Annotated in this window: 18 protein-coding genes and 1 tRNA gene; 2 read left to right on the top strand and 17 right to left on the bottom strand. The window is 36.9% G+C overall.

Annotation, left to right across the window (positions count from 1 at the left end):
• Positions 1-901, top strand: a 901-nt coding sequence (locus tag M899_RS11965; protein WP_034729145.1) for a lytic transglycosylase domain-containing protein, incomplete at its 5' end; no start/stop codon positions are given.
• On the opposite strand, the gene M899_RS11960 is transcribed toward M899_RS11965, so the two are convergent.
• The 7 genes from M899_RS11960 to rph all read right to left on the bottom strand — a co-directional run bounded on the left by M899_RS11960 (position 898) and on the right by rph (position 9,105).
• Positions 898-1,491, bottom strand: coding sequence for a LolA family protein (locus M899_RS11960; protein WP_021271713.1), 594 nt, complete (start codon positions 1,489-1,491; stop codon positions 898-900). The two genes, M899_RS11965 and M899_RS11960, sit on opposite strands and share 4 nt — an antisense overlap.
• 50 nt (positions 1,492-1,541) lie before the next feature.
• Positions 1,542-5,225, bottom strand: coding sequence for a chromosome segregation protein SMC (gene smc / locus M899_RS11955; RefSeq protein ID WP_021271710.1), 3,684 nt, complete (start codon positions 5,223-5,225; stop codon positions 1,542-1,544).
• Positions 5,226-5,406: 181 nt separating this feature from the next.
• On the bottom strand, positions 5,407-5,880 hold the full coding sequence (locus tag M899_RS11950) for a hypothetical protein (protein ID WP_021271712.1): 474 nt from the start codon (positions 5,878-5,880) through the stop codon (positions 5,407-5,409).
• 77 nt (positions 5,881-5,957) lie between these two features.
• Positions 5,958-7,568, bottom strand: coding sequence for a hypothetical protein (locus M899_RS11945; RefSeq protein ID WP_021271714.1), 1,611 nt, complete (start codon positions 7,566-7,568; stop codon positions 5,958-5,960).
• 121 nt (positions 7,569-7,689) lie between these two features.
• Positions 7,690-7,766, bottom strand: a tRNA-Pro gene (locus tag M899_RS11940).
• A 36-nt stretch (positions 7,767-7,802) separates the two neighbouring features.
• The gene (locus tag M899_RS11935) at positions 7,803-8,396 is read right to left on the bottom strand and encodes a non-canonical purine NTP pyrophosphatase (protein WP_021271715.1); all 594 of its coding nucleotides are present in this window, start codon (positions 8,394-8,396) and stop codon (positions 7,803-7,805) included.
• Between the two features lies 1 nt (position 8,397).
• Positions 8,398-9,105, bottom strand: a complete 708-nt coding sequence (gene rph / locus M899_RS11930; RefSeq protein WP_021271708.1) for a ribonuclease PH — start codon at positions 9,103-9,105, stop codon at positions 8,398-8,400.
• Between the two features lie 65 nt (positions 9,106-9,170).
• Here rph and M899_RS11925 point away from each other — a divergent pair, with 65 nt between their 5' ends.
• On the top strand, positions 9,171-9,878 hold the full coding sequence (locus tag M899_RS11925; RefSeq protein WP_021271721.1) for a biotin--[acetyl-CoA-carboxylase] ligase: 708 nt from the start codon (positions 9,171-9,173) through the stop codon (positions 9,876-9,878).
• Here M899_RS11925 and M899_RS11920 read toward each other — a convergent pair.
• From M899_RS11920 to M899_RS11870, 10 genes are all read right to left on the bottom strand, one after another.
• A complete protein-coding gene (locus M899_RS11920) occupies positions 9,875-11,176 on the bottom strand; it encodes a response regulator (protein ID WP_021271723.1) in 1,302 nt (433 codons plus the stop codon). The genes M899_RS11925 and M899_RS11920 overlap by 4 nt on opposite strands.
• A 50-nt stretch (positions 11,177-11,226) precedes the next feature.
• Positions 11,227-11,961, bottom strand: coding sequence for a PP2C family protein-serine/threonine phosphatase (locus M899_RS11915; RefSeq protein WP_021271709.1), 735 nt, complete (start codon positions 11,959-11,961; stop codon positions 11,227-11,229).
• A 14-nt stretch (positions 11,962-11,975) separates the two neighbouring features.
• Positions 11,976-14,177: an FHA domain-containing protein gene (locus M899_RS17840; RefSeq protein WP_021271724.1), complete on the bottom strand. Its 2,202-nt coding sequence runs from the start codon at positions 14,175-14,177 to the stop codon at positions 11,976-11,978.
• A complete protein-coding gene (locus M899_RS11900) occupies positions 14,149-15,135 on the bottom strand; it encodes an FHA domain-containing protein (RefSeq protein ID WP_021271707.1) in 987 nt (328 codons plus the stop codon). Before M899_RS11900 ends, M899_RS17840 begins: the two co-directional genes overlap by 29 nt.
• A gap of 2 nt (positions 15,136-15,137) precedes the next feature.
• A complete protein-coding gene (locus M899_RS11895) occupies positions 15,138-16,703 on the bottom strand; it encodes an FHA domain-containing protein (RefSeq protein ID WP_021271720.1) in 1,566 nt (521 codons plus the stop codon).
• The gene (locus tag M899_RS11890) at positions 16,696-17,031 is read right to left on the bottom strand and encodes a DUF192 domain-containing protein (RefSeq protein WP_021271718.1); all 336 of its coding nucleotides are present in this window, start codon (positions 17,029-17,031) and stop codon (positions 16,696-16,698) included. The genes M899_RS11895 and M899_RS11890 overlap by 8 nt, the downstream gene beginning before the upstream one ends.
• Positions 17,031-18,233, bottom strand: a complete 1,203-nt coding sequence (locus M899_RS17835) for a type II secretion system F family protein (protein ID WP_021271717.1) — start codon at positions 18,231-18,233, stop codon at positions 17,031-17,033. The genes M899_RS11890 and M899_RS17835 overlap by 1 nt, the downstream gene beginning before the upstream one ends.
• Positions 18,234-18,332: 99 nt before the next feature.
• Positions 18,333-19,400, bottom strand: coding sequence for a beta-N-acetylhexosaminidase (nagZ, locus tag M899_RS11880; RefSeq protein ID WP_021271722.1), 1,068 nt, complete (start codon positions 19,398-19,400; stop codon positions 18,333-18,335).
• 60 nt (positions 19,401-19,460) lie between these two features.
• Positions 19,461-20,306, bottom strand: a complete 846-nt coding sequence (locus M899_RS11875) for an ABC transporter permease (protein WP_021271719.1) — start codon at positions 20,304-20,306, stop codon at positions 19,461-19,463.
• Positions 20,307-21,222, bottom strand: a 916-nt coding sequence (locus tag M899_RS11870; protein ID WP_155897202.1) for an ABC transporter permease, incomplete at its 5' end; no start/stop codon positions are given.

Below are 21,222 nucleotides of genomic sequence, written 5' to 3'. Positions count from 1 at the left end.
CAAGTACTGGCTTGCTAAGGCCTACAAGCGTCTAGGGAATGAAGATAAAGCTGAGGACCTTTTTGAAGAAGTTATCGAAAATGATCCACTAGAGTATTATTCATTTTTATCTCACTATGAGCTAGGTCAAACGCTTGATCCAATTACAAAAGTTAATGAGATTGATCCTCTAAAAGACGAGACTTTTGACTGGTTGTACTCTCTTGGAGAATTTGATGTTGCCAAACAATACCTTGATTCAAAAAGACGTGAATGGAAAGAATCAAAGCTTAGAGTGGCGTCCCTTCCTCTTTATAAGAAGATTGGTCACTACGATGCTATGATCTCTCAAGTCTATTCTCTATCTCAAGAAAGCAGAAGAGAGTTGATTGAAGAAAATCCAACTTATGCCTTCCCTACCCCTTACAAAGAAGAAGTAAAGGCTGCAGCGAAGAAGTTTAATGTTGAACCAGAGCTAATCTATGCAATTTCTCGTCAAGAAAGTGCATTCAACCAACACGCAAGAAGCTGGGCAGATGCTTTTGGTGTTATGCAAATTATTCCAGAGAAGGCAAAAATTTTGGGGCAAAGATACCAAATCCCTTACAGAGACCATGATGATTTGTTCACGCCACAGACAAATGTTCTTCTTGGAGCATCACTGTTAAATGAACTCAATAAAATGTTTGATGGTATTTTCCCACTGTACGTTGCCTCTTATAATGCTAGCGATAGCGCTGTTAGAAAATGGTACAAAGAGCGCTATTCAGGAGATCTTATCGAATTTATCGAAATGATCCCTTATGCTGAAACAAGAAAGTATGTGAAACTCGTCATGAGAAACTTCTTTATTTATAAGAAAATCAACTCATCTGAGAGCATTGAATTCACAACAAACTTTTTTACAAGCCAATTAAATTAATTAACAACTGTCGTTTTAGGTGGAGTTACAAATTCGAAGAATTTCTTATCATAACTAGGATTTTCTTTGATATCTGAAAAAAACAACTCCACCGACTTTCCTCTCTCGTAATGAAGTGTAATTTTTTCGATCTTAGAAAATTCCAATGAATCTTTAAATAAAATTTCGGCCTTATCAATACCTAGCTTTTTAGAAAATGATTTTTCAAATTCTAAGAAAGCAATTTTATCTTTTGTTACAACTTTATAGCTATCATTTGTTTTAAGACCATTTTTTAAGACATCAAAAAGTGAATGCAAAGGATTGGTCCTCGCATCTTGAATCGTTACTTGTCCTGGCTCACCTTCTAAAATCGGCGGTCTATAATACCAAGTCTTAACATTATTGCTGATATAAGTTGATTTATCAGGAGCAACCACTTCGAACTTAATATGCCCTGGATACAAATAATCCACAGTACCATTGATAAATCTTTTTCTTTTTGATTTTTTCGATTCAATTGATTGCTTGAAATTCGCCTTGAAAGAATTAGGCAAAAAAGCAAAAGAGTTAAACGATAATACTGATAATAAAATGACTGATTTTAGCATAAAAAAAGGGCCCCTTTGTTGGACCCTTTAATTTTATACTCATTGAACTTTTAGTGCAATTGTACAGATACTGCTTTTGATACACCCGGCTCCTGCATAGTAACACCGTAAAGTGTATCGTTAAGCTCCATTGTTTTCTTATTGTGAGTAATAAGAATGAACTGCGAATCAGAACTCATCTCACGAAGAAGTTCATTGAAACGTCCAACGTTCGCGTCATCTAGAGGAGCATCAACCTCATCCAGAAGACAGAATGGAGATGGCTTAACAAGGAAAATTGAGAAGATCAGCGACACTGCTGTCATGGCCTTCTCTCCCCCTGACATAAGGTTAATATTCTGCATTTTCTTACCTGGCGGCTGAGCAATAATATCAACACCACATTCAGCATCATCTAGGTTTCCTGTTACTCTTAGAGTTGCAGAACCACCACCGAAGATGATTGGGAATACTTTTTGGAATCTTGTATTAACTTCTTCATAAGCAATTGCAAAACGCTCTTTAGACTTTTCATCAATATGACCGATGGCCGTCTGTAGGTCTTGTAATGATCCACGAAGTTCAGTTTCTTGAACTTTAAGGAATTCAAAACGAAGCTTTTGTCTGTCGTAATCTTCGATTGCTTGCCAGTTGATTTCTCCAAGACGAGAGTATTCCATCTTGTAGTTTTTAAGTTTAGCTGAACAGTCTTTAAGATCTTGACCATAACGTCTAACAAATTCGTAGTCTTCTCTATCGATCTCCTGAGTACCATTCTCAGTTTCAATGAAATACATTCCTGAAACATCTTTAAGATCATGGAAGTCATCTTCAGAGAACTCTAGGAAGTGACCAATTGTATAACGTAGATCGATTCTATATTTTTCAAAGATATTACGTGTAATCTCTTCTTCTTCGTTAAGCATTTGGGCCATTTTAATTTCAAGCTCGGCCACTTCTTTTTCATTCTTATTAATTTTCTTAGAAAGATCTTTAACTTCGTCTTCGCGCTCTTGCATAGCAAGGAGTAGTTCTGAGAATTGATCTTTAAGCATACTAAGAACTTCATCTTTATCAGATAGAACTTCAGCTGTTTTATGGTTCGAAGCTTCAAGTGTTTCAATCTCATCATTAACGTGATTGATTTCTTCATTAAGTTTTTCAATCAGCGCCACGTTTGATTCAATACGTGCATTCATTCTTACTTTTTGAGCATCGATATCTTCAATCTGAGAAGTTAAACCACTGATTCTGTCTGCAAATGATTTTGCTTCAAGTTGTCTTTGAAGAAGTTCTTGCTTATTTTCATCGTATGAAGCTTTTTGATCTTCAATTTCAGATTGAAGCTCTTCAACTTGCATTGCTAGATCTTCAATATCTTCTTTAAGAGATTTTAAGTTATTAGCTAGGCTCTCTTCATTTTCAAGAAGATCAAGTCTTGCTCTAGAAATTTCTTGTTTTCTATTTTTAAGAATATCAAGTCTTGTATTTCCAGAGGCCATTCCTGCAAGCTTAGAATCCAGTGCAGATTTTTTAGCTGCGAAATCAGCTTTCCCATCAGAAAGTTTATTTCTATGAACATCGAAAGCATCTTGTTTTGAATCAAAGTCAGAAGTCTTAGCAGCAACTGTTTCTTCAAGTGCTGTAAGTTCTTCATTCATTATAACAAGTTTCGTTTCAAGTTCTTGGATAAGATTATTTCTTGCAATAACACCCTGACCTTCGTCAGAAGCATTTTTAATCGTAACAAGTTTCCCGTTTCCAACATTTTTGAATGCCTTTGAACCATCGTACGAAGCGACAGCTTTGTATTTAAGATCAAAGCTTAGCGATTTGAATTTTGATGATTCAAGCTCTGGAACGAGAAAGAAACCGTCAAAAAATGGCATCAAACGTGATTTATATTCAGGAGCAATTTCAACGATATCGCCAAGAGTTTTTAACTCTTCACCAAAAGCAATTTTCAATCTTTCAAGAGACTCAGGTGATGCAAGATCAGCTGATTTGTTTCCAACAAGGAAGTCTACGGCCTTATCTGTGTTAGCAGCACACCAAGCATTGAAGTCTTCAGTATCATCAGAGTTAGAAACAAGAGTATCTAGGTAATCTGCTAATAGAAGTTGAACTGCCTTAGTATATTGGTCATCACACTTGATAAGTGAACCAAGAAGTGAATACTTTGTTTCGTCTGCATTTAGAAGAAAAGCTTGCGCCCCTTCTTTAGCACCTTCAAGAGAAGCATTGATTTCTTTAAGTGAATTCAGTCTTGATTCAGTTGTAATAACATCTTTAGACTTCTCTCTTAAATCTCTTTCTAAAGTTTTAACTTCAGTTTGCAGGGCCTCAAGCTCAGCACGAAGAACGTTCTCAGAAGAAGTAAGTTCTGAAAGAAGTTTTTCAGCGGCATGAACAGCATCTCTTTCATCTTGGATTTCTTTTGAAACTCCAGAATATTGTTTTTCTAATGCTTCAATTTCAGTCGTAATATCTTCTAGGTTTGCACTGTATTCTTCAAGCTTAGAAGTATTTTGAAAAACTGTTTGAGAAAGATTTTGCATTTTTTCTTTTTTCTCATCTAGTTCTTCTTTAAGTTCTGAAGCAGAAGCTGTTTTAAACTCTAGTTGTTCTTTTAGGCTCTCAACAAGTTCTTCAACATGTGAGTAGTCGTAATCTTCGTTGTTTCTGTCTTCGATTTCCTTAATTTGAACTTTGAGAGTTTCTTGCTTTGCAAGACGTTCGGCCAATTCTTCTTTAAGTTCTTCAAGTTCTTTTTCACGAAGTTCAATTTGTTTTTCTTTATCTGTTAAGCTGTTGCAAAGAGAGTTCAAACGCTCTTCAGATTTTGCAAGCTGATTAGAGATTTCGTTTCTTTCTTTCGATAGAGTTTCAATCTTATCTGTTTGCTCTTCTTTGTTATAGCGCTCTTCTTCAAGAGAAATTTCAAGAGAGTCTTTTCTTGTACCCCAAGTTTCAACTTCAATTGTTTTTTCGTTTAGTGCAACCTTACCATCACGAAGATCTTTTAAAAGATCAAACACTCTGTGAGCATTAACGACAACTTCATTTCTTTTAATTTTATCGCGAAGAGTTCTCGCCTTCTCAGCTTTCTCTGCTTGCTTTTCAAGGGCCTTAAGATTTTTTTCAATCTCTTGTTGAAGGTCACTTAAGCGGGCAAGGTTTTGTTCAGTTTGCTCAATCTTTTTAACAGATTCACGCTTTCTAATTTTAAACTTTGTAATCCCTGCAACTTCTTCAATCATTGTACGACGCTCTTCTGGCTTGGCCTGAACAAGTCGATTGATCTCACCTTGAGCAATAATTGAATATGATTTAGCTCCAGCACCAGTATCCATGAATACTTCTTGGATATCTTTCAAACGCGCTGGAATATTATTGATTCTATACTCTGTCTCACCATTTCTATAAAGCTTACGTGTAAGCATGATTTCAGAAGGTGATGATACTTTATTTCCAATGTGGATATGTTTTCCATCATCGTTTTCTAGTACGAGAGATGCTTCTGCAAAAGCACCTGGCTTATATTTAGATGATCCTGCGAAAATTAAATCCTTCATAGATTTACCACGAAGGTGCTTCGCCGATTGCTCACCCATTACCCAAAAAAGGGCGTCTACAATATTTGATTTACCACAACCATTGGGTCCAACGATCCCTGTAATTCCATCGTCGAAATTGATGACAGTCCTGTCTTTAAAGGATTTAAACCCTTGAATGATTAGTCTCTTTAATTTCACAAGCGGTTCCTCTGCTCTGTGTTAAATGTTCGTGTGTAGGCCAAAAAAAAGTACCATTAACACTGTCATTCGTACACTTTTTATTGCAGTTTCTAAGGTGATGAAAGGAAAATTAAGAAGTTCGAAGTAGCTGATTTAATGCTGTAGACGGGGCTTTTTGCAAAGCCCCAATTTGCTAAAACTAATAGTCTCTGGCCAATTTATCAACAACTTGGTTGGCCCTTTGATAATCACTTTTTGCATATTTAATTAATTCAATAAGTGCTTTTTGAGAAATTCTTCCTTCTTTCAATCTTTGGCAACCAACTGATTCAACTGCATCTGTATATTTAAATATAGACTTATGCTGTGGCCAAAGGTTTTTACGGCTGTTACTACCGCCAGCACAAAGAGGAATATAGTGGTCAATTTTGTAATCTGCTCTATTTTTAATTTTAAGCCTATAACCTAATTTTCTGTACTGTCTGAAGATATCGTCTTTCGTCCCTTTAGAAACATCGCGATTACAGTAAGCTATTTTCTCGGGATAACGGTAAGCACTAGGTCTCTTACAAAGCTCACCTGGAGTAAGGCCAGCATCTGGTTCTACAGGATATTCAGAGGCGAGAGTAGCTAGTGACATTAGTGTAAGTAGAGAAACAAGAAGCTTTTTCATAATCATAATCCCTTAACTGATTAAAGTTTCTAATGAATATGATTAGTATCTCTTATAAACATGATCGTCAACAGGGTTTAGTTCTCGCCTTTTATTTTTTCGATTTCAAGACTGAGGTTGTAGGCCCTTGTTTGCAATTGCTCCTGCTCGCTTTGTGACATATTTGTGCGACCCTTATAATCTTCAAGCCAGATAATATTAATGACCGAATTTATTTCAGACAAAAGTGAGTTTCTTATATAACTCTCAGGATCGCTCACTTTAACTGTAGATAAATCTTTTTTATAAACATCTAAATTTGACTCGAGATTTTCAATTGCCTTTACTACGTCTCCATCTGCAAATAGATTTAGATAAATATCTGCCACAGAATTTGAAGTTTTCTCAAAATCGACGTGCTCTTTTGGTGAATCATTACTCAAAGCTTCTTGCAAAATTTCTTTCGTTCTAGAATCTAGCTCTTTTCTTTTATCTAATTTCTTTGCCAGAGCAACTCCCGCAGGATCAAAGTAGCCGCTTGTATTTAAGGCCAAGTATGCAAGCCCAAGCTCATCACCAATTTTATTTTTTAGAAATGATATATTTGTTTTTTTTCCAATCGAACGACTGTAAGTAAGCGCTCCATAGTCACTTATATCGGCGACATAATTAATATCGTTACCATCTGAATAATTACCGCTACAGATCTGGCATGCTTTATTTTTCACTTCATCTTTTTCATCTCTTGGAAAGCAGCAAACTTCACACGCATAAGGATATTCAATATCATGACCATGACGAAAGCCGAGATTGTGAAGCTGTTCATGAAAGAGAGTTCTTTCAAATTCCAAATCACCTCCATTGGACTTTAACCTTGATGCGAGATTCGGATTTAGAGATATGGCAGGATGCTTAATTCCATTAATTTCATCATCCGATGAAACTGTCGCATGGGCCAGAGTTCCGTGCCAATCATAATCAGTTTGTGAGCAGTAAAGTTGAATCTTATTTCTCTTCATAAGAAGATCAAGTCCCGCATAGTTTTTTTGAGCACCACGCCCATTTTTATCTGCAAGGTCTTTTAAACAACTCATACCTGTTGTCATGGCATTTGTTAGCCTCATGAGAAACCAATCTCTTCCTTTCTCATTGAAACAACCAGCATCAATATTGTAGCTTTCAATCACTAAAGATTTTTCTTTGCCTTGGAGAACTTTTAAAGAACTATCTGCAAATGAATTGAGCTCACTAAATCCTTTTAAACTAGGATCGCAGTTTTCTTTAATAGCGAAGAGATCAATAATTTTATTTTGTTTTCTTTCAATGATCCCATCTGCATTGTCATCAAATTCTGAAATTACTTTAATATTTTTATTTTTAAGATCTTTGATAAATTTTTCTGTTAAAAAAGGAAACTTGGATTTTGGAAGAAAATATTTTCTCAACTCAACAAGTCCAGTAGGATCATTTTTTAGATATTTTACGATTTGCTCTATTTCGCCGTCGTTATCGTTATCGATTTTTTTTTCGACAAGAGAGTTGTTTACAAGAACTTCAACGTAGTCAATTTTTCCATCGCCAGATGTATCGTATGAATTTTCAATTTTTTGATTTAAGAGAAGTTTACTATCGATTAACCGATAGCTCGCATTTACACTTCGAAAGAAAAAGACATAAGGAATGAGTAAGGCAAATAGGCATACTTTCATTTGCTAATTTTAGTATGAATAAGAGCTCAGATAAAGCTGTTGGTACAGATTGCCTAAAATGCTATGTAAAGTTAAGAAATATTTTTTGTTTGAGAAATAATGTTTAGGATAAGAAAAGAAGTGGTCGGAGAGATAGGATTCGAACCTACGACCCTCTGCTCCCAAAGCAGATGCGCTACCAAGCTGCGCTACTCTCCGACAGTCATTTGTGAGAACAAGTTATAAATGATTCTGTTAAGATTGGCAAACCCTTTCATGAAAAAATTTCTGGGCAAGCCTACAGGCCACTGATCTGTGTGAATTCAGAGACTTCCATTCCGGAACCATGGCCAATGTTGAGTGCTCATGCTCTCCATCTGGGTGGAAAACGGGGTCATATCCAAAGCCAAATTCACCCTTATATTCATGACCAATATGACCATCGACGCGCCCTTCAAAAAAGAAAATCTCGTCAGGATTTAAGTAAAAACATAGGACGCAAACAAAGTAAGCGCCCCTGTCTTCACGTACAACATCTTTCATCTTTTCGACTAAAAGTTCTGCGCGCTCTTTTGCAGATAGACCTGGTCCACCAAAACGTGCCGTATAAATTCCAAGATCGTTGGGCATCGCTTTTACACAAAGACCTGAGTCATCGGACATCACTGGTACTTTATATTTGTCGTAATATGCCTTTGCTTTAATTAGTGCATTTTCAGCAAAGGTCTTTCCATTTTCCTCCACATCAAACTTATCAGTTGCAGCAACGACCTCGACAATTTCTTTGTCGAATAATTCGTTAAACTCTTCTGCCTTATGTTCATTTGTTGATGCGAGGATAAATTTCATATTACTTTCCTAAAACTTTATTTTGAGCTTCAAATACTCTTTTCATTGCAACTTCAGCACAATCAATTAAAGCGTTGAATTGTTCACGGCTAAAAGGATGGCCCTCTGCTGTTCCTTGAACTTCAACGAACTTCCCAGTACTCGTCATAACAACATTCATATCTGTTTCACAACTTGAATCTTCAATATAGTTTAAATCAGCAATGATTTTCCCTTCTTTATTAATACCAATACTAAGGGCACCAAGTTGTTCACGAATTGGATTCTCAGAGAGCTTTCCTTCGTTCATCAATTTCTTAACTGCGATTTCAAGAGCAACATAAGCACCTGAGATTGAAGTTGTTCTTGTTCCACCATCAGCAACTAAAACATCACAATCAATAAGTATCGATCTCTCTCCTAATTTTTCTAGATCAATAATTGATCTCAAAGAACGGCCAATTAATCTTTGAATCTCTTGAGTTCTACCACTTACCTTAGATCTTTCACGGTGTGATCTTGTGTGAGTTGCAGAAGGAAGCATATTATATTCGCCAGTCACCCAACCTTGCCCCTTTCCTTTCAAAAATGGAGGAACAGACTCTTCAACTGAAGCTGTAATATGTACTTTTGTATTTCCAAACTCAGCAATAACGCTTCCAGCAGCATAAGGATTAATGTTTGGTGTAAAAGAGATTTGACGAGGTTCAGTTCTTTGGATAAGTGTCATGGTATACCTTTATTTGTAAGATGATTTAGAATTACCTTACAAATTATACATAAAAAAGAAAACCCATGAAGCATATAAAATTTGACTCCATTGCATCGACTCAAAAATACCTACAAGACAACTTAGTAGAGTTAAGCAACAATCATGGTTTAAACTTACTTGTTAGTACGAAAGCACAAACTGAGGGTGTAGGGCGTCGAGGAAATCATTGGATAGACACAGGAAATGCACTTGCCTTCTCTATGGCACTCGAACCCCATAGAAAGAAAACTTTATCTTCACTAGAAATGGGCGTGCTCTTATGTGAATATTTTGCAGAAAAGTACAAGATTAATTTATCGATAAAATGGCCTAATGACCTTCTTGTAAACAAGAGTTCTAAAGTCGCTGGAATTTTATGCCAAATAGTAAATGAAAGACTTATCGTGGGTATGGGAATTAATTTTGGCACAAAAATCACTTCAGACAACTTAGAACATAACCGCTACCAGCTCGGTCAACTCGGAGATTTTCATTTAGACCAAGATGAATTCCACTCTATTGCCGAGGAAATTTTCACTTATATTTTAGACAATAGAATTGTTAACGAAAATGACGTCACAGCAAAGTTTAAAAATCATTGCGCCCATTTTAATAAAAATGTTCTCATCAAAGATGGTGATGTTGAAAACATTGGTACTTTTATCGGAATTGGAGTTTGGGGAGAAGCACTTTTAGAGAGCGCAGGCCAGACCCACCATATTTACAATGGGTCCCTTACTATTTTGGATTAATTAGCGTCTAAAACAGATTTCGAAATCTCTTTGATCTCTTTTCTAATGAGATTTTCGGCAAGATCTGGAATAACTTCCCACGCAACCTTATCAACATTCGAGTGACAATACTCTCTTACCATACTCTCTAGAAGAGGTTTTAAGTTAGCTGTAATTCTCTCAACAATTTTATCTTCATCAATTACAACTTGTGCAGGTGCAACGACCTGAGCAGGCATTTGTTTAGCAACTTCCATTTCTACAACTTTTTCTTCAACTGGTTGAACTACCTCAGCAGCAACGTCTTCGCTCTCAGATAACCCTTCGGCTTCATGAGCTTCATCATCTGCCGCCCAAAATTCTTCTGAAGAGACATCAAGATCCTCTTCAACATGATTATTGGCCATAAGCTCGGCCGGAAGCTGATAATCAGGATCTGTAGCGTCTTCGTCAAGAAGATTTGCAACTTCATCTTCATCTTTATCATGTGCGGGCACAAAGTCTTCTTCGTGCTCTACATGAGACTCAACTTGTTGCTCTTCTTTAGGTGCGCCAGGAAAACGAACTGACTTCAAATCTTCTTCAGATGATCCAACATAATCAACATCTGATCCCATATCTGGATATTCTAAATCGTCTTGGGCCGGTAATGATGAATCTATTGCTGCTTCAACTTGCTCTTCAAAATCTTCTGATTTTAATAGAGCGAGATTATTTGAACCGGCGATAACTGGTGGGAACTCACCAAATTCAGTTTGATTCTTAGCAATTACACCTGGAACTTCAACACCCCAACCTTTCATCTCTTCATTTAAAAGATTACTTGGTTGAGCTTCTTGCATATTAAATTCGTTTTCTGCTTTCTTATCTTCAACTTGTGGTGAATCGACAACCCAACCACCTGCGAGATCATCATCTGAACCAAAACTATCTTGTGGTTCAAACTCATCATCACTGCCATCAATAAGTGCCTGGCACTTTTTAATGAATTTTTCACTCTCAAAAGGTTTTGTAATCTTATCTGAGATGCCACTTTCATGCATTAGATTGTCATTAATACTATCAAATGTCCCAAGCATGGCCATGATGGCCGTATCTGGGCTTTTTTCTTTTACTGATTTTGCGAGGTCATAGCCCGAAGTCGTTTGCGACAAACCGAAATCGAGAAGGAGAAGATCGTAGTGTTCCGTCTCCACTTCTTCAATAAGTGTTTGCTCATCTAGAACTTGAGTGAGTTCATAAGATAATTCAGAAAGAGTTATTTTAACTACTTTTTGAATTGTTTGACTGTCATCGGCTACTAAAACTTTAATTGTCATGTTGAATATTTTCTCTTAATTCAGCTTTTTTATCAACAAGTTATTGGAAATTAAAATCGTAGAATTATGGCCGACTGATTATCTCGGTTACCTCTTTCGTTTGAAAGAGCAAAGAGCTTATCAACCTTTTCAACTTCTTTTAACTGTCCGTTTGCGACAATTTCTCTAATATCTTTTGGAGTAAGACGAGAATAAACTCCATCGCTCATAACAAGAACTGTGTCTCCATCTCGTACACGAATTTCCTTACTTTCATAATTAAGATTAGTAAAAAGACCAAAAGCATTTAGTGGAGTTGTATAGAAATGAGGTTGATATGTATCGATCCATGGAGGGTCCATAGTATCAGGAGTTGTCACAAGCTGAACCTTACTATCACGCACGAGTGCACATACAAGGTTTCCAACAGACACTACACTTAGAATGTTTTCGCAAAGAATAGTTGCCATCATCGATGCTCCTCCGCGCTGGTGCATCTGTTTTGGCTCATTCTTTTTAAGCAGATCCTCGTGGGCCATAAGCATTGAGTTAATGAAAGCATTTGTTTCAATGAGATTTTTTGGATCGTAAAAAAATGGCATTGTAGAATCTGGGTCTCCCCCGATCTTAGTATAGAAATCAGATATCTTATTCTTTAAGTCTCCTACAGTCTTATCACCGATTCCGGCCCCTCCAAAACCATCAAAGGCAAGAAAAAGTTTATTGGCAATATCAATATGAATATCGTCCTCATTAACTTCTAGGCATGGTCCTTGATTTGTTTTGGCCGAATAAGATTTAATCACAATATCCTCATTTACTATTCAATATAGTCTTTTAGTTTTTCAGTGGCCTTTCTATAGTACTCGCTATCTGTAGGAGATATCTGTTGTACTTCTTGAAACTTCTCACGGGCCTCATCGTAGCGACTTAGAGATTCCGAAATTAAGGCCTCTCTAAAAATTCTCATCGAACGATTATGTAAAGTAGTACGAATTTCATCCATTTCATTCAAAGCTTCATTTGAAGACGGATCGTATTTCAAAATTTGATTATAAGTTTCGTATGCACCTTTTAAATCCTGTCCTTCTTTCAAAGATCTAGCTTTTCCAAGAAGAGGTTGCACGATGGCCGATAACTTTTGCTTAGACTCATCAAGCATTTTAGAGCCTTCTTTTACAAGATCTTCATCGATTCCTTTCATGCGTAAGAATTCTTCTAACTTTATAGTGGCGTTATACCAAAGTTTTTTAAGATAGAAGTTCTTCCCTGGAGCTAGTGCATCAACTTGTCTTTTTCTTTCTGCTTCTTTTTGGGCCTTCGCCAACTCTTCCTCTTGGATCTTTTTTCTCCAAGCTTCAATCTCAAGCTTCATAGAGGCCACATCATAGTTTTCTGGATCAAGTTTTAAGATTTCACCAAACAATCCTTCTGCGAGAATATCATTTTTTTCATCGACTGCGGCCCTTGCCTTATCAACGAGTTCTTTTACTCTTGCTTTACGAACAGCTTCTCTCTTATCTTTTTCTTCTTTCTCTTGAATTCTTCTAAGTTCTTCTAAACCTTCTTTCGCAAGATTATAAACCGAGCGAGCATTCTTATATTCTTTTATAATGAGAAAAAGCTTATCTAGTGTTTCGATTGATTCTCTATAGCGTCCATCATCGGCCAACTGCTTTCCTAATTGATAAAGTGATTCAGCCTCCTCTGCTTGAGCAGGAGTTAGTTTGATATCATCTTTTTTTGGAGCTGCTTTTTTAGCTTCTGCCTTAACATCTTTTGCTGTCGGTTTTTCTGGTTCGTCTTCACCTAGGAATGTCCACAGAACAAGAAGTCCAACAAGTATATAGAGAAGTTTCTTTCTTTTTTGAGGATCTTTTAAAGCATCCTTAGAAAAAAGAGATTGTGACTTAGGGGTCTCAACACCAAAAACCGCATCATCGCCTTCTTCCAGCTCATCTTCATCAATTTCGACAACTTCTTCGACTTGAATTTCCTGATTTTCAGCAACAGGCATTAACGTTTTCAGTTGCTGCTCTAAAAAATCTGAGCCAATTTTAACTGTAAATGTCGTTGATCCAATAATGAACTCATCATTATTTGAAAGGTCTTCTTTATTAATTCTCTTGCCGTTTAACAGTGTCCCATTCGAAGATTGCAAATCTTCAATTGTACACATGATATTATTTCTACGAATTACAGCATGAATACTTGAGACCTCAGGATCATTAAGAAGAATTTGACATTTTTCAGGATCACGACCGATGAAGACTTCTGCATCCTTTATATTAAAGTGATCGTAGGGTGCAAATTCACCAAAAATTTCTAAATTAATATTGGCGAAGCTAATGGCAACAGATGTTTTTTCACCTATGTCGTCGTCATATTCTTCAACTGGATATTCTTCATCAGAATATTCACCTTCACCATACTCATCAGCATATTCACCATCACCACCAGAAAAGTCCATTCCCTCGGTACCATCAGTCTCATCGGGAAACGAAGTTTCTTCAGCATCTGGGTCTCCCAAATCATCGAGACTTCCGCCTAAATCCGCAAGAGGGTCTTCCTCTACTAAAGGTGTATCACTTAATTGATCTTCACTAAATTCCGTTGTCGCATCCTGGGCGTCTTCATGAGAAAAGTCATCTGGACTTTCAACGGGGGCGACGGCAATAGGAGCTTGTGCAACTTCTTGAGCAACTTGCTGCTGTACAAGAAAGACTGTTAAAGAAAAGTCACCAATTCTGATGATATCTCCATTTTGAAGAACACCACCTTCTGTTGGTACACCATTTATTGAAAGAGTTCCAAGTCCGGGTAGTTTATGAAGGGTCCAGACTCCATTCACATATTGGATTTTTGCATGTTCGCGCGAAATCGTTTGATCATTAAGCGACACATGACACTCTGGCGAGCGTCCAATTAAAAAGATAACTTCAGAGTTTTCAACTCCGATGATTTCTTGTCCAAGATCAATCTCAGATATGAATTTATTCAGTTTCGAAACACTTAATTTCACCTTCAGCTAGCCCCATTTTCTGTTCTAGGTCCTTGATTTGATTTTGTGCCTGAACATATCTTTGATCATCAACATTATAATCTTGTAACAATTTTATTACAGAGCAATAAGAAACTATCGCATTTGAATACTTCAATGCTTCCGTATCCTGACTTGCACGAATGAACGCATTTTTAATATTTTCATCAAGCCTTTGCTTCGACTTTTGCATATAAAAAGATGCTTGCCCATGCTCTGGAGAAAGTATCAGGGCCATTCTAAATTCTTCCATTGCCCTAAAGTAGTTTCCTTCTCTATACTCTCTTTGCCCTCTGTGAATAATTGATTCTAATTTCTCTTCTAATTCTTTATCTTCAACTTCTTTTTTGTTGACGAGAGAAACTGAAATATCATCAATACTACCTTGATTTTTTATCATCGGTTTTGTTGTCTTCGTCTCTTCAGAAGGAAGTAAGAAAGTCACAACGAGAAGAATAGCGGCACCATATATAAGAACACGTTTATTCTTCTTAGGTTTATCTTCTTTGGTATTCTTGGTTTTCTTTTTTTCTTCTACGATCTCTTCTTCATCATCTTCGTCTTCTACAAGGGCCAACTGATTTTCTTTCACAATTATGTGACTAAACTTATAGACAGTCGCACCAATGATGATCTTGTCATTATTTTTCAATTCGTGTTGCGTAACTTTCAAATCGTTAACAATAACACCATTTTGAGATTGAAGATCTGTTAGAACATAGCGATCACCAACTTTTACTAATTCAACGTGCTCACGAGAGGCATTTGTATCAAGGATCTGTATATCCGCCGTTGTTCCACGACCAATAACAACTCTCGCCCCTTTTAAGTAATAGCAAAGTCCTTTATTTTTTCCAGTCAAACAGATTAAACGGTTATAATCTCCGGCCTTCTCTGGCTGGGCAATATTCTTAGTAATTTTAACGGCATTTTGGGCCATGACTAACTACCTTTTACAAAACTAACGAAAAAGCCTTTTGCAAAGTTATCTTTTCCAATTAACGAAGTTACATAAATCTCATATTGGTGACCTTGAAGTTCATAATCACCTTGCTGTGAGTAGCCCCCATTATTGGCAGATTCATCACACAATTCTATCACAGTTGCAGCAAATCCCTTTTCACGACTGACATCTAAAAGCGACATCCCCACAGAAGAATTCTCTCTAATCCCTGTTAAATCCTCGGCACTTAGGTTAATTCCTTGGACATTTTTCTGAGAATCGAGAACAATTGTTGGGCCTGCTGAACCACGCATAAACTCTTTAAGGGTTGCCACATAAGACTCATCGCTTTCCATATCATCAAACTCAGAATCGGCCGTATCATTTTGAAGTTCTCGAATTCTTTGCAGCAAACTATTCACAACAGACTTTAATGGGTGAAGCTCTATCATGAGGTACTTTCCTTCGACATTTCGTCGTCTTCCGCGAAGTGCCTCTTCAATTTGAAATTTGATCTCATCAATTGGTCTAATTGTTAAATAGTAGACAATACCGAAGAAGAAAATTGAAACGAGCATGGAAGTAACTAAAGCTTCCATATATGCGGTCTGGCTCTTCTGTGCTTCCACAGCTAGTGATGTTGGCGAGAAGCGAATTGCAATAAGACCTACGGCCTCAAATTCACCAATTTTAGCGTTATAAGCGATAATCTTTTTACCAATACCGATACTTCCATCATTAAGAAGTTTTTTATAAACGGAGTTTCCTGTGTTCCTTTGAGTTTTTTGTGCCCATTCCTTAACTTCAATCGAGAATGTATCGTCGATATATTCATTCAATCTAGCAAGTGGACGAACAATACGCCCCTGTAAATCAAAGAGGTCATACGATGTAACACCATCTTCTTTTTCAAGGAAGTCTGAGTTAACACGATCTAGGTTTTTTGATTCTAGGGCCTGTGAATTGATACGACCAATTTCATCTGCATAGTGGGCACCACGTTTTGCGATTTCTTGAAGTAAAAGTTTTTTACTATCTTGGAGAATTGGAAAAATTGTCAGTGTAATTGTTGTTATGACGAAGATTGTTGTCATAATGGCAAATAGAACACGCCACTCATATTCTTCGTTGATACCGTGAATAATCGGCATTACTTTATATTTAAATAAATGCAGAATTTTTGGACCAAGTGCAGTTGGAGGAGTTCCCCCGCGTAGAAATACTTCTTCAGGGTCTTCTTCTTTTGCGGCGACCTTTTTAATTACAATTTTCTTTTCTTTTACATAAACAACTTGAAAAATAACATCAGGCAGTGCGATCTTATCACCATTTTTAATAGTCGCTCTTTTTACAATCTTACCATTTACAAATGTACCGTTAGAACTTCCCAAGTCTTTGAGATAGGCAACGTCATCAGTAACAGAAATGGACATATGCTTCTTAGAAACACCATCAATAGTTATAGTATGATCACATGAATCATCTCTCCCAACAGTGTTTTCACCACTGTTAAGTATAAACTCTTGCCCCCTAATTTTCCCCGCGACTGCAACTAATTTATACATGCATCACCAATTTATCACCTTTTGAAACATTCTCAGGTAACGTCCCTGCCTGAAGCTCTAAAACTTTAGTTGCCCTAAAATAGATGGCCGATAAACGCCATGGCTTCATATTTCGAATAATTTTTACTACTTCATAGTTTTTGTTAAGAAAGACTACATCGATGGCATAACACATAAAGAATGTATGAATTGAATTACAAGGCTCAATTAATAGAGCATCAAATCCCACCATTTTTTCTTTAAACATTAAACCTATCATGCGATCAATTGTCGTACTTGCGATCTTCACATTATTTGCAATAATCGAATCACCTATTTTCGCGATCATTACTGTCCTCCCATCAACTCAATTGCCAGTGGTCCACCAACAACGAGAAATACCGCAGGAACAATAAGAAACATCATTGGAAATAGAATTTTTGTTGCGGCCGTTGCTCCGGCCTTTTCAACTTCAGAAGATTTCTTTTCGCGAATTTCTTTTGATAAGGCCTTAAGGATCGGACCAATAGATGCCCCGACCGAATCTGCCGCAATAAGTGTCGCACAAAACGATGAAATACTCATAAGCTCACATCGCCATGCTAAATTTCTAAGGGCCTCGGCCCTTGAAGCTCCAATTTTAATTTCTTTAATAAGAATTTCAAATTCCTCAGTTAGTGCAGATGTTTTTGCTTTTTCAACAACCTTTGTCATAGCAGCGATAAAGTCGAGACCGGCCTCTACTGATAGGGCGAGCATATCTACACAAAATGGCATTGAAGAAATAATTTCTTTTTGACGTCTTTGAATTTTTCCGTTGATCCATATATCTGGATAAACAAAACCGATAAGTGCAATTGCAGGGATATAAGATAATGGCCATGTTTCTTCCAAGAAAACTCTAACTGCAACAAAGACAACAGGAAAACCAATAATAAGAAATAACTTGAATGCGTAAAAATCTTCAGTCGTTAAATAATCAGTAAGACCTGCACTCGCAAGCTTTCTTCGATATTTTTCTTTGATTTTCTTTTTGTTTTTCATATTCGCTACGACTGGAGAAACGTAGCGTTTAAACATTGGACGCGAGTATTTAAGTACGATTCCGTGATCTTTTACTTTCTTTCCACTCTCTCCACCTTCATCTAATTTTTCTTGGGCCTTGAATTGATCTTCGTCATCGAAAATTGTTCTTGTAATAATTAGAGTAGCAATACCTATGAGAATAACACCGGCCCATAAGAGAAGATCAGATCCTTTTACTTTATCTTCACCTGTAAGCATCTCACATGCTTCTTTAATACCGCCATCTTTACAGGCCTTTTGAACATACGATCTACCAAGGGCAGAAGTTTTTTCATTCTCACTTGGAAGAAGACGTGCACCAAGTTCAAAACAGTTTTCTGAATGACCTCTCTCACATGCTTCTTTGAGAATAACATTTACTTCACGCGGAGTTGATTTTGCATAATTTCCTTCGTAACCACGCAAGGCCTGAGCGAACGAAATATTCGCCACAAAAAGCAAAAATAGAATTGATAAATTCCTCATGATATTCTCCATAAGTATAGAATATCAAAGAATTTGCTGCTAAAAGCCACACGGCCTATTTTTGCCGTGTAGCCCTCTAATACATATTAAAATTGTCGATTATTTTTGAATGAGTTTTTTAAGCTCTTCTAGGAATCTTTGATTGGTCGCGTTTCCAACTTTCTTCGAAACGTCAGGAATGTAAGTTGGTCTATATTCAGTAAAGTATTGTTTTTTACTTTTTTGAATATTGTTATAGCGATCCATAATAACTGAGTTTTTAAGTTTCTTTGTTTTGGCCGCTTCTTTTAGGGCCTCCAATGCGATCTGCGCTTCTTTCATGTCTCGATACTCAACAATATCTGCTCCAGCATTTATTGCCATAATTGCAGCATCGCCTGTTCCATAATGATCTGTAATCGCTTGCATTTGCATATCATCAGTAATGATTAGTTTAGAGAACTTCATATCATCACGAAGAATTTTGTAGGCCTTAGGGCTTAGAGTACATGGCAGTTCTGGATCAATGGCCTCAACTATTAAATGGGCCATCATTACAAATTCAACTCTCGACTTAATGGCCTTGATAAATGGTTGGAACTCTCTTTCTTTTAATTCTTCCATCGGCGTCTTAACAATTGGCAGATCATAATGAGAGTCTAGGGTTGTATCTCCATGCCCTGGGAAATGTTTTGCACAACCTAAAATATTGTTAGTCTGAAGACCACGAATCGCTGAAGAAATATATTTTGAAACCGTTTCATGATCTGTTCCAAAAGCTCTATCTCCAATGACTTTATTTTTTTCATTAGTAAAAATATCACAAACTGGAGAAAGATTAATATTTACTCCACAAGCAGAAAGCTCTTCGGCCATAATTTTATGGACAGTGTAGCACTGCTTTGGTGAATCTGACTGAGCTATATCAAGCATCGCTGGAAAGTCAGTGAATCCTTTTCTGAATCTTTGCACCCTACCACCCTCGTGATCAGTTGCAATAAAAAGAGGATATTCTTGTCTACAGTTTTGAATTGTATTGATGAGCTCGGCCAACTGGGCCGGTGATTCATAATTTTTTGAAAAAAGAATAACTCCACCAATATTTTCTTCTTCTAAAAATTGTGCTTCTTCATCTGTAAGACTAGTACCAGAGATACCAGTAAAAATAAGTTGACCTAAATTGTTCATCTTAATCTCCCACGTTCTACTTGAATGAACTTTGACACCTTATCGGTTTTTTTAGAAAGTTCACGAGGACTTTCTTGGATCAATAAAATCTCTTAAGCCGTCCCCTAACAGGTTTAGGCCGATAATTAGTGTTCCTAGTATAACACTTAGAAACACGACGATGTAGGGAGCTTCAAGTAACACTGTCTTTCCCATTGAAAGGAGATTTCCCCACGAATATTCACTACCACCTAATCCAAGAAATCCTAGTGTTGCTTCACTGACGATAACGCCACTAATTCCTAGTACAAAATTCACAATCAAAACGGGAAGAATTGAAGGAAGAACTGTTTTGAGAAATAAACGCGTTTCACTCACACCAACGGCCCTTGCGCTCTCAACATACGACAGAGATAAAACTCTTTGTGCCTCACCTCTTGCAACTTTTGCATATGACGGCCAACCAGTAAAAATCATCGTTACAATAAGTCCGGACATTGATTGCCCAACGACAGACATGACCATGATCGCAATTAGGATCGATGGAAAAATAAAGATCAAATTTGTTGATAAGTCACAAAAATATTTTAAAAAGCCACGTCCTTCGGCCGTAATATAACCGATAATGATACCAATGGCTGCAGCAATGAAACTAACAATAATTGCTAATGTTAATGAGTAAATGAGTCCTTCAGAAATAACCTCTAATAAAGAGCGACCATAGATATCTGTTCCGAGAGGGAATAGCGAGCTTGGAGAAAGAAGTTCGTTACTAATTGTTGCAATTGGTAAATAAGGAGAGCTTATTGAGCCTGCGATGAAATTTGAATACACAGTCCAAGCGATTGCCCATATTACAAAAAGAGAAATTAAAAATAATCCAATTTTAAGTTCTTTATTTAATTTTCTATTTGTATGTTCTTTCATTTATTCCCCACTCAATCTTGGATCAATGAATTTATTCAAATAATCTATAAAATAAAAAACCGACATATAAACTATGGTTGAATAGATGATAACACCTTGAACGACTGGATAATCTCTGTTTGATATGGCCTCAAATAACAATAATCCCATTCCAGGAATATCATAAATTGTTTCAGTTACCATTGTTCCCGCAAGAACAACAGAAAGTTGAATAGCAACGATATTCAATATCGTAGGCAAAGTAACTTTAATAATGCGAATGACCACATCACGATTTGCCATTCCTTTAGCATGAAGAACCTGCACCCAAGGCCCATCTTTTTCTTCTAAAAATTTATTTCTCGACACACGAGATACGATAGAAGAAAGAGGAATTACTAAAGTTAGAACTGGTAAAATGATATGTTTCCAACTCGTCCATTCAGAAACTGGTAGTAAATTCATTTTTATAGAAAAGACCAGAACCAGAATCGGGGCCAAGGAAAATATAGGAAAAGCAAGAGCAAGCAGCGTTACAACTCTAAGTATTGAATCGACTGCTGTTGATTTTTTGAGTGCTGCAAAGACACCTAATAGCGTTCCCAGTGGAGCTGAAATAAAAACTGAAAGTAGTGCCAAAACTAATGTCGGCTGCATATGGACTTTAAGAAGATCGAAGACATCTTTTTTCTTAAATAAAGAAGTACCTAAATCGCCGCGAAATACTGATGTAATGAAACTTATATACTGAGCTAGCATCGGACGATCTAACCCGAGCTGTGTGCGATAGTGATTAATATCCTCTAAACTAGCTTCTGGTCCCAGAATCCTCTCAATCGGATCTCCGGGAGATAGGCGGATAATGAAGAACAGTATGCTCACCCCAAGAACAATCGTAAACAATGAATAGAGAATACTTTTGAGTTTAGACATTATA

The organism is Bacteriovorax sp. BSW11_IV (assembly GCF_000447755.1).
GTDB lineage: Bacteria > Bdellovibrionota > Bacteriovoracia > Bacteriovoracales > Bacteriovoracaceae > BSW11-IV.
Note: the sequence above shows the minus strand (reverse complement) of the source record. Positions and strands in the feature narration are given on the sequence as shown.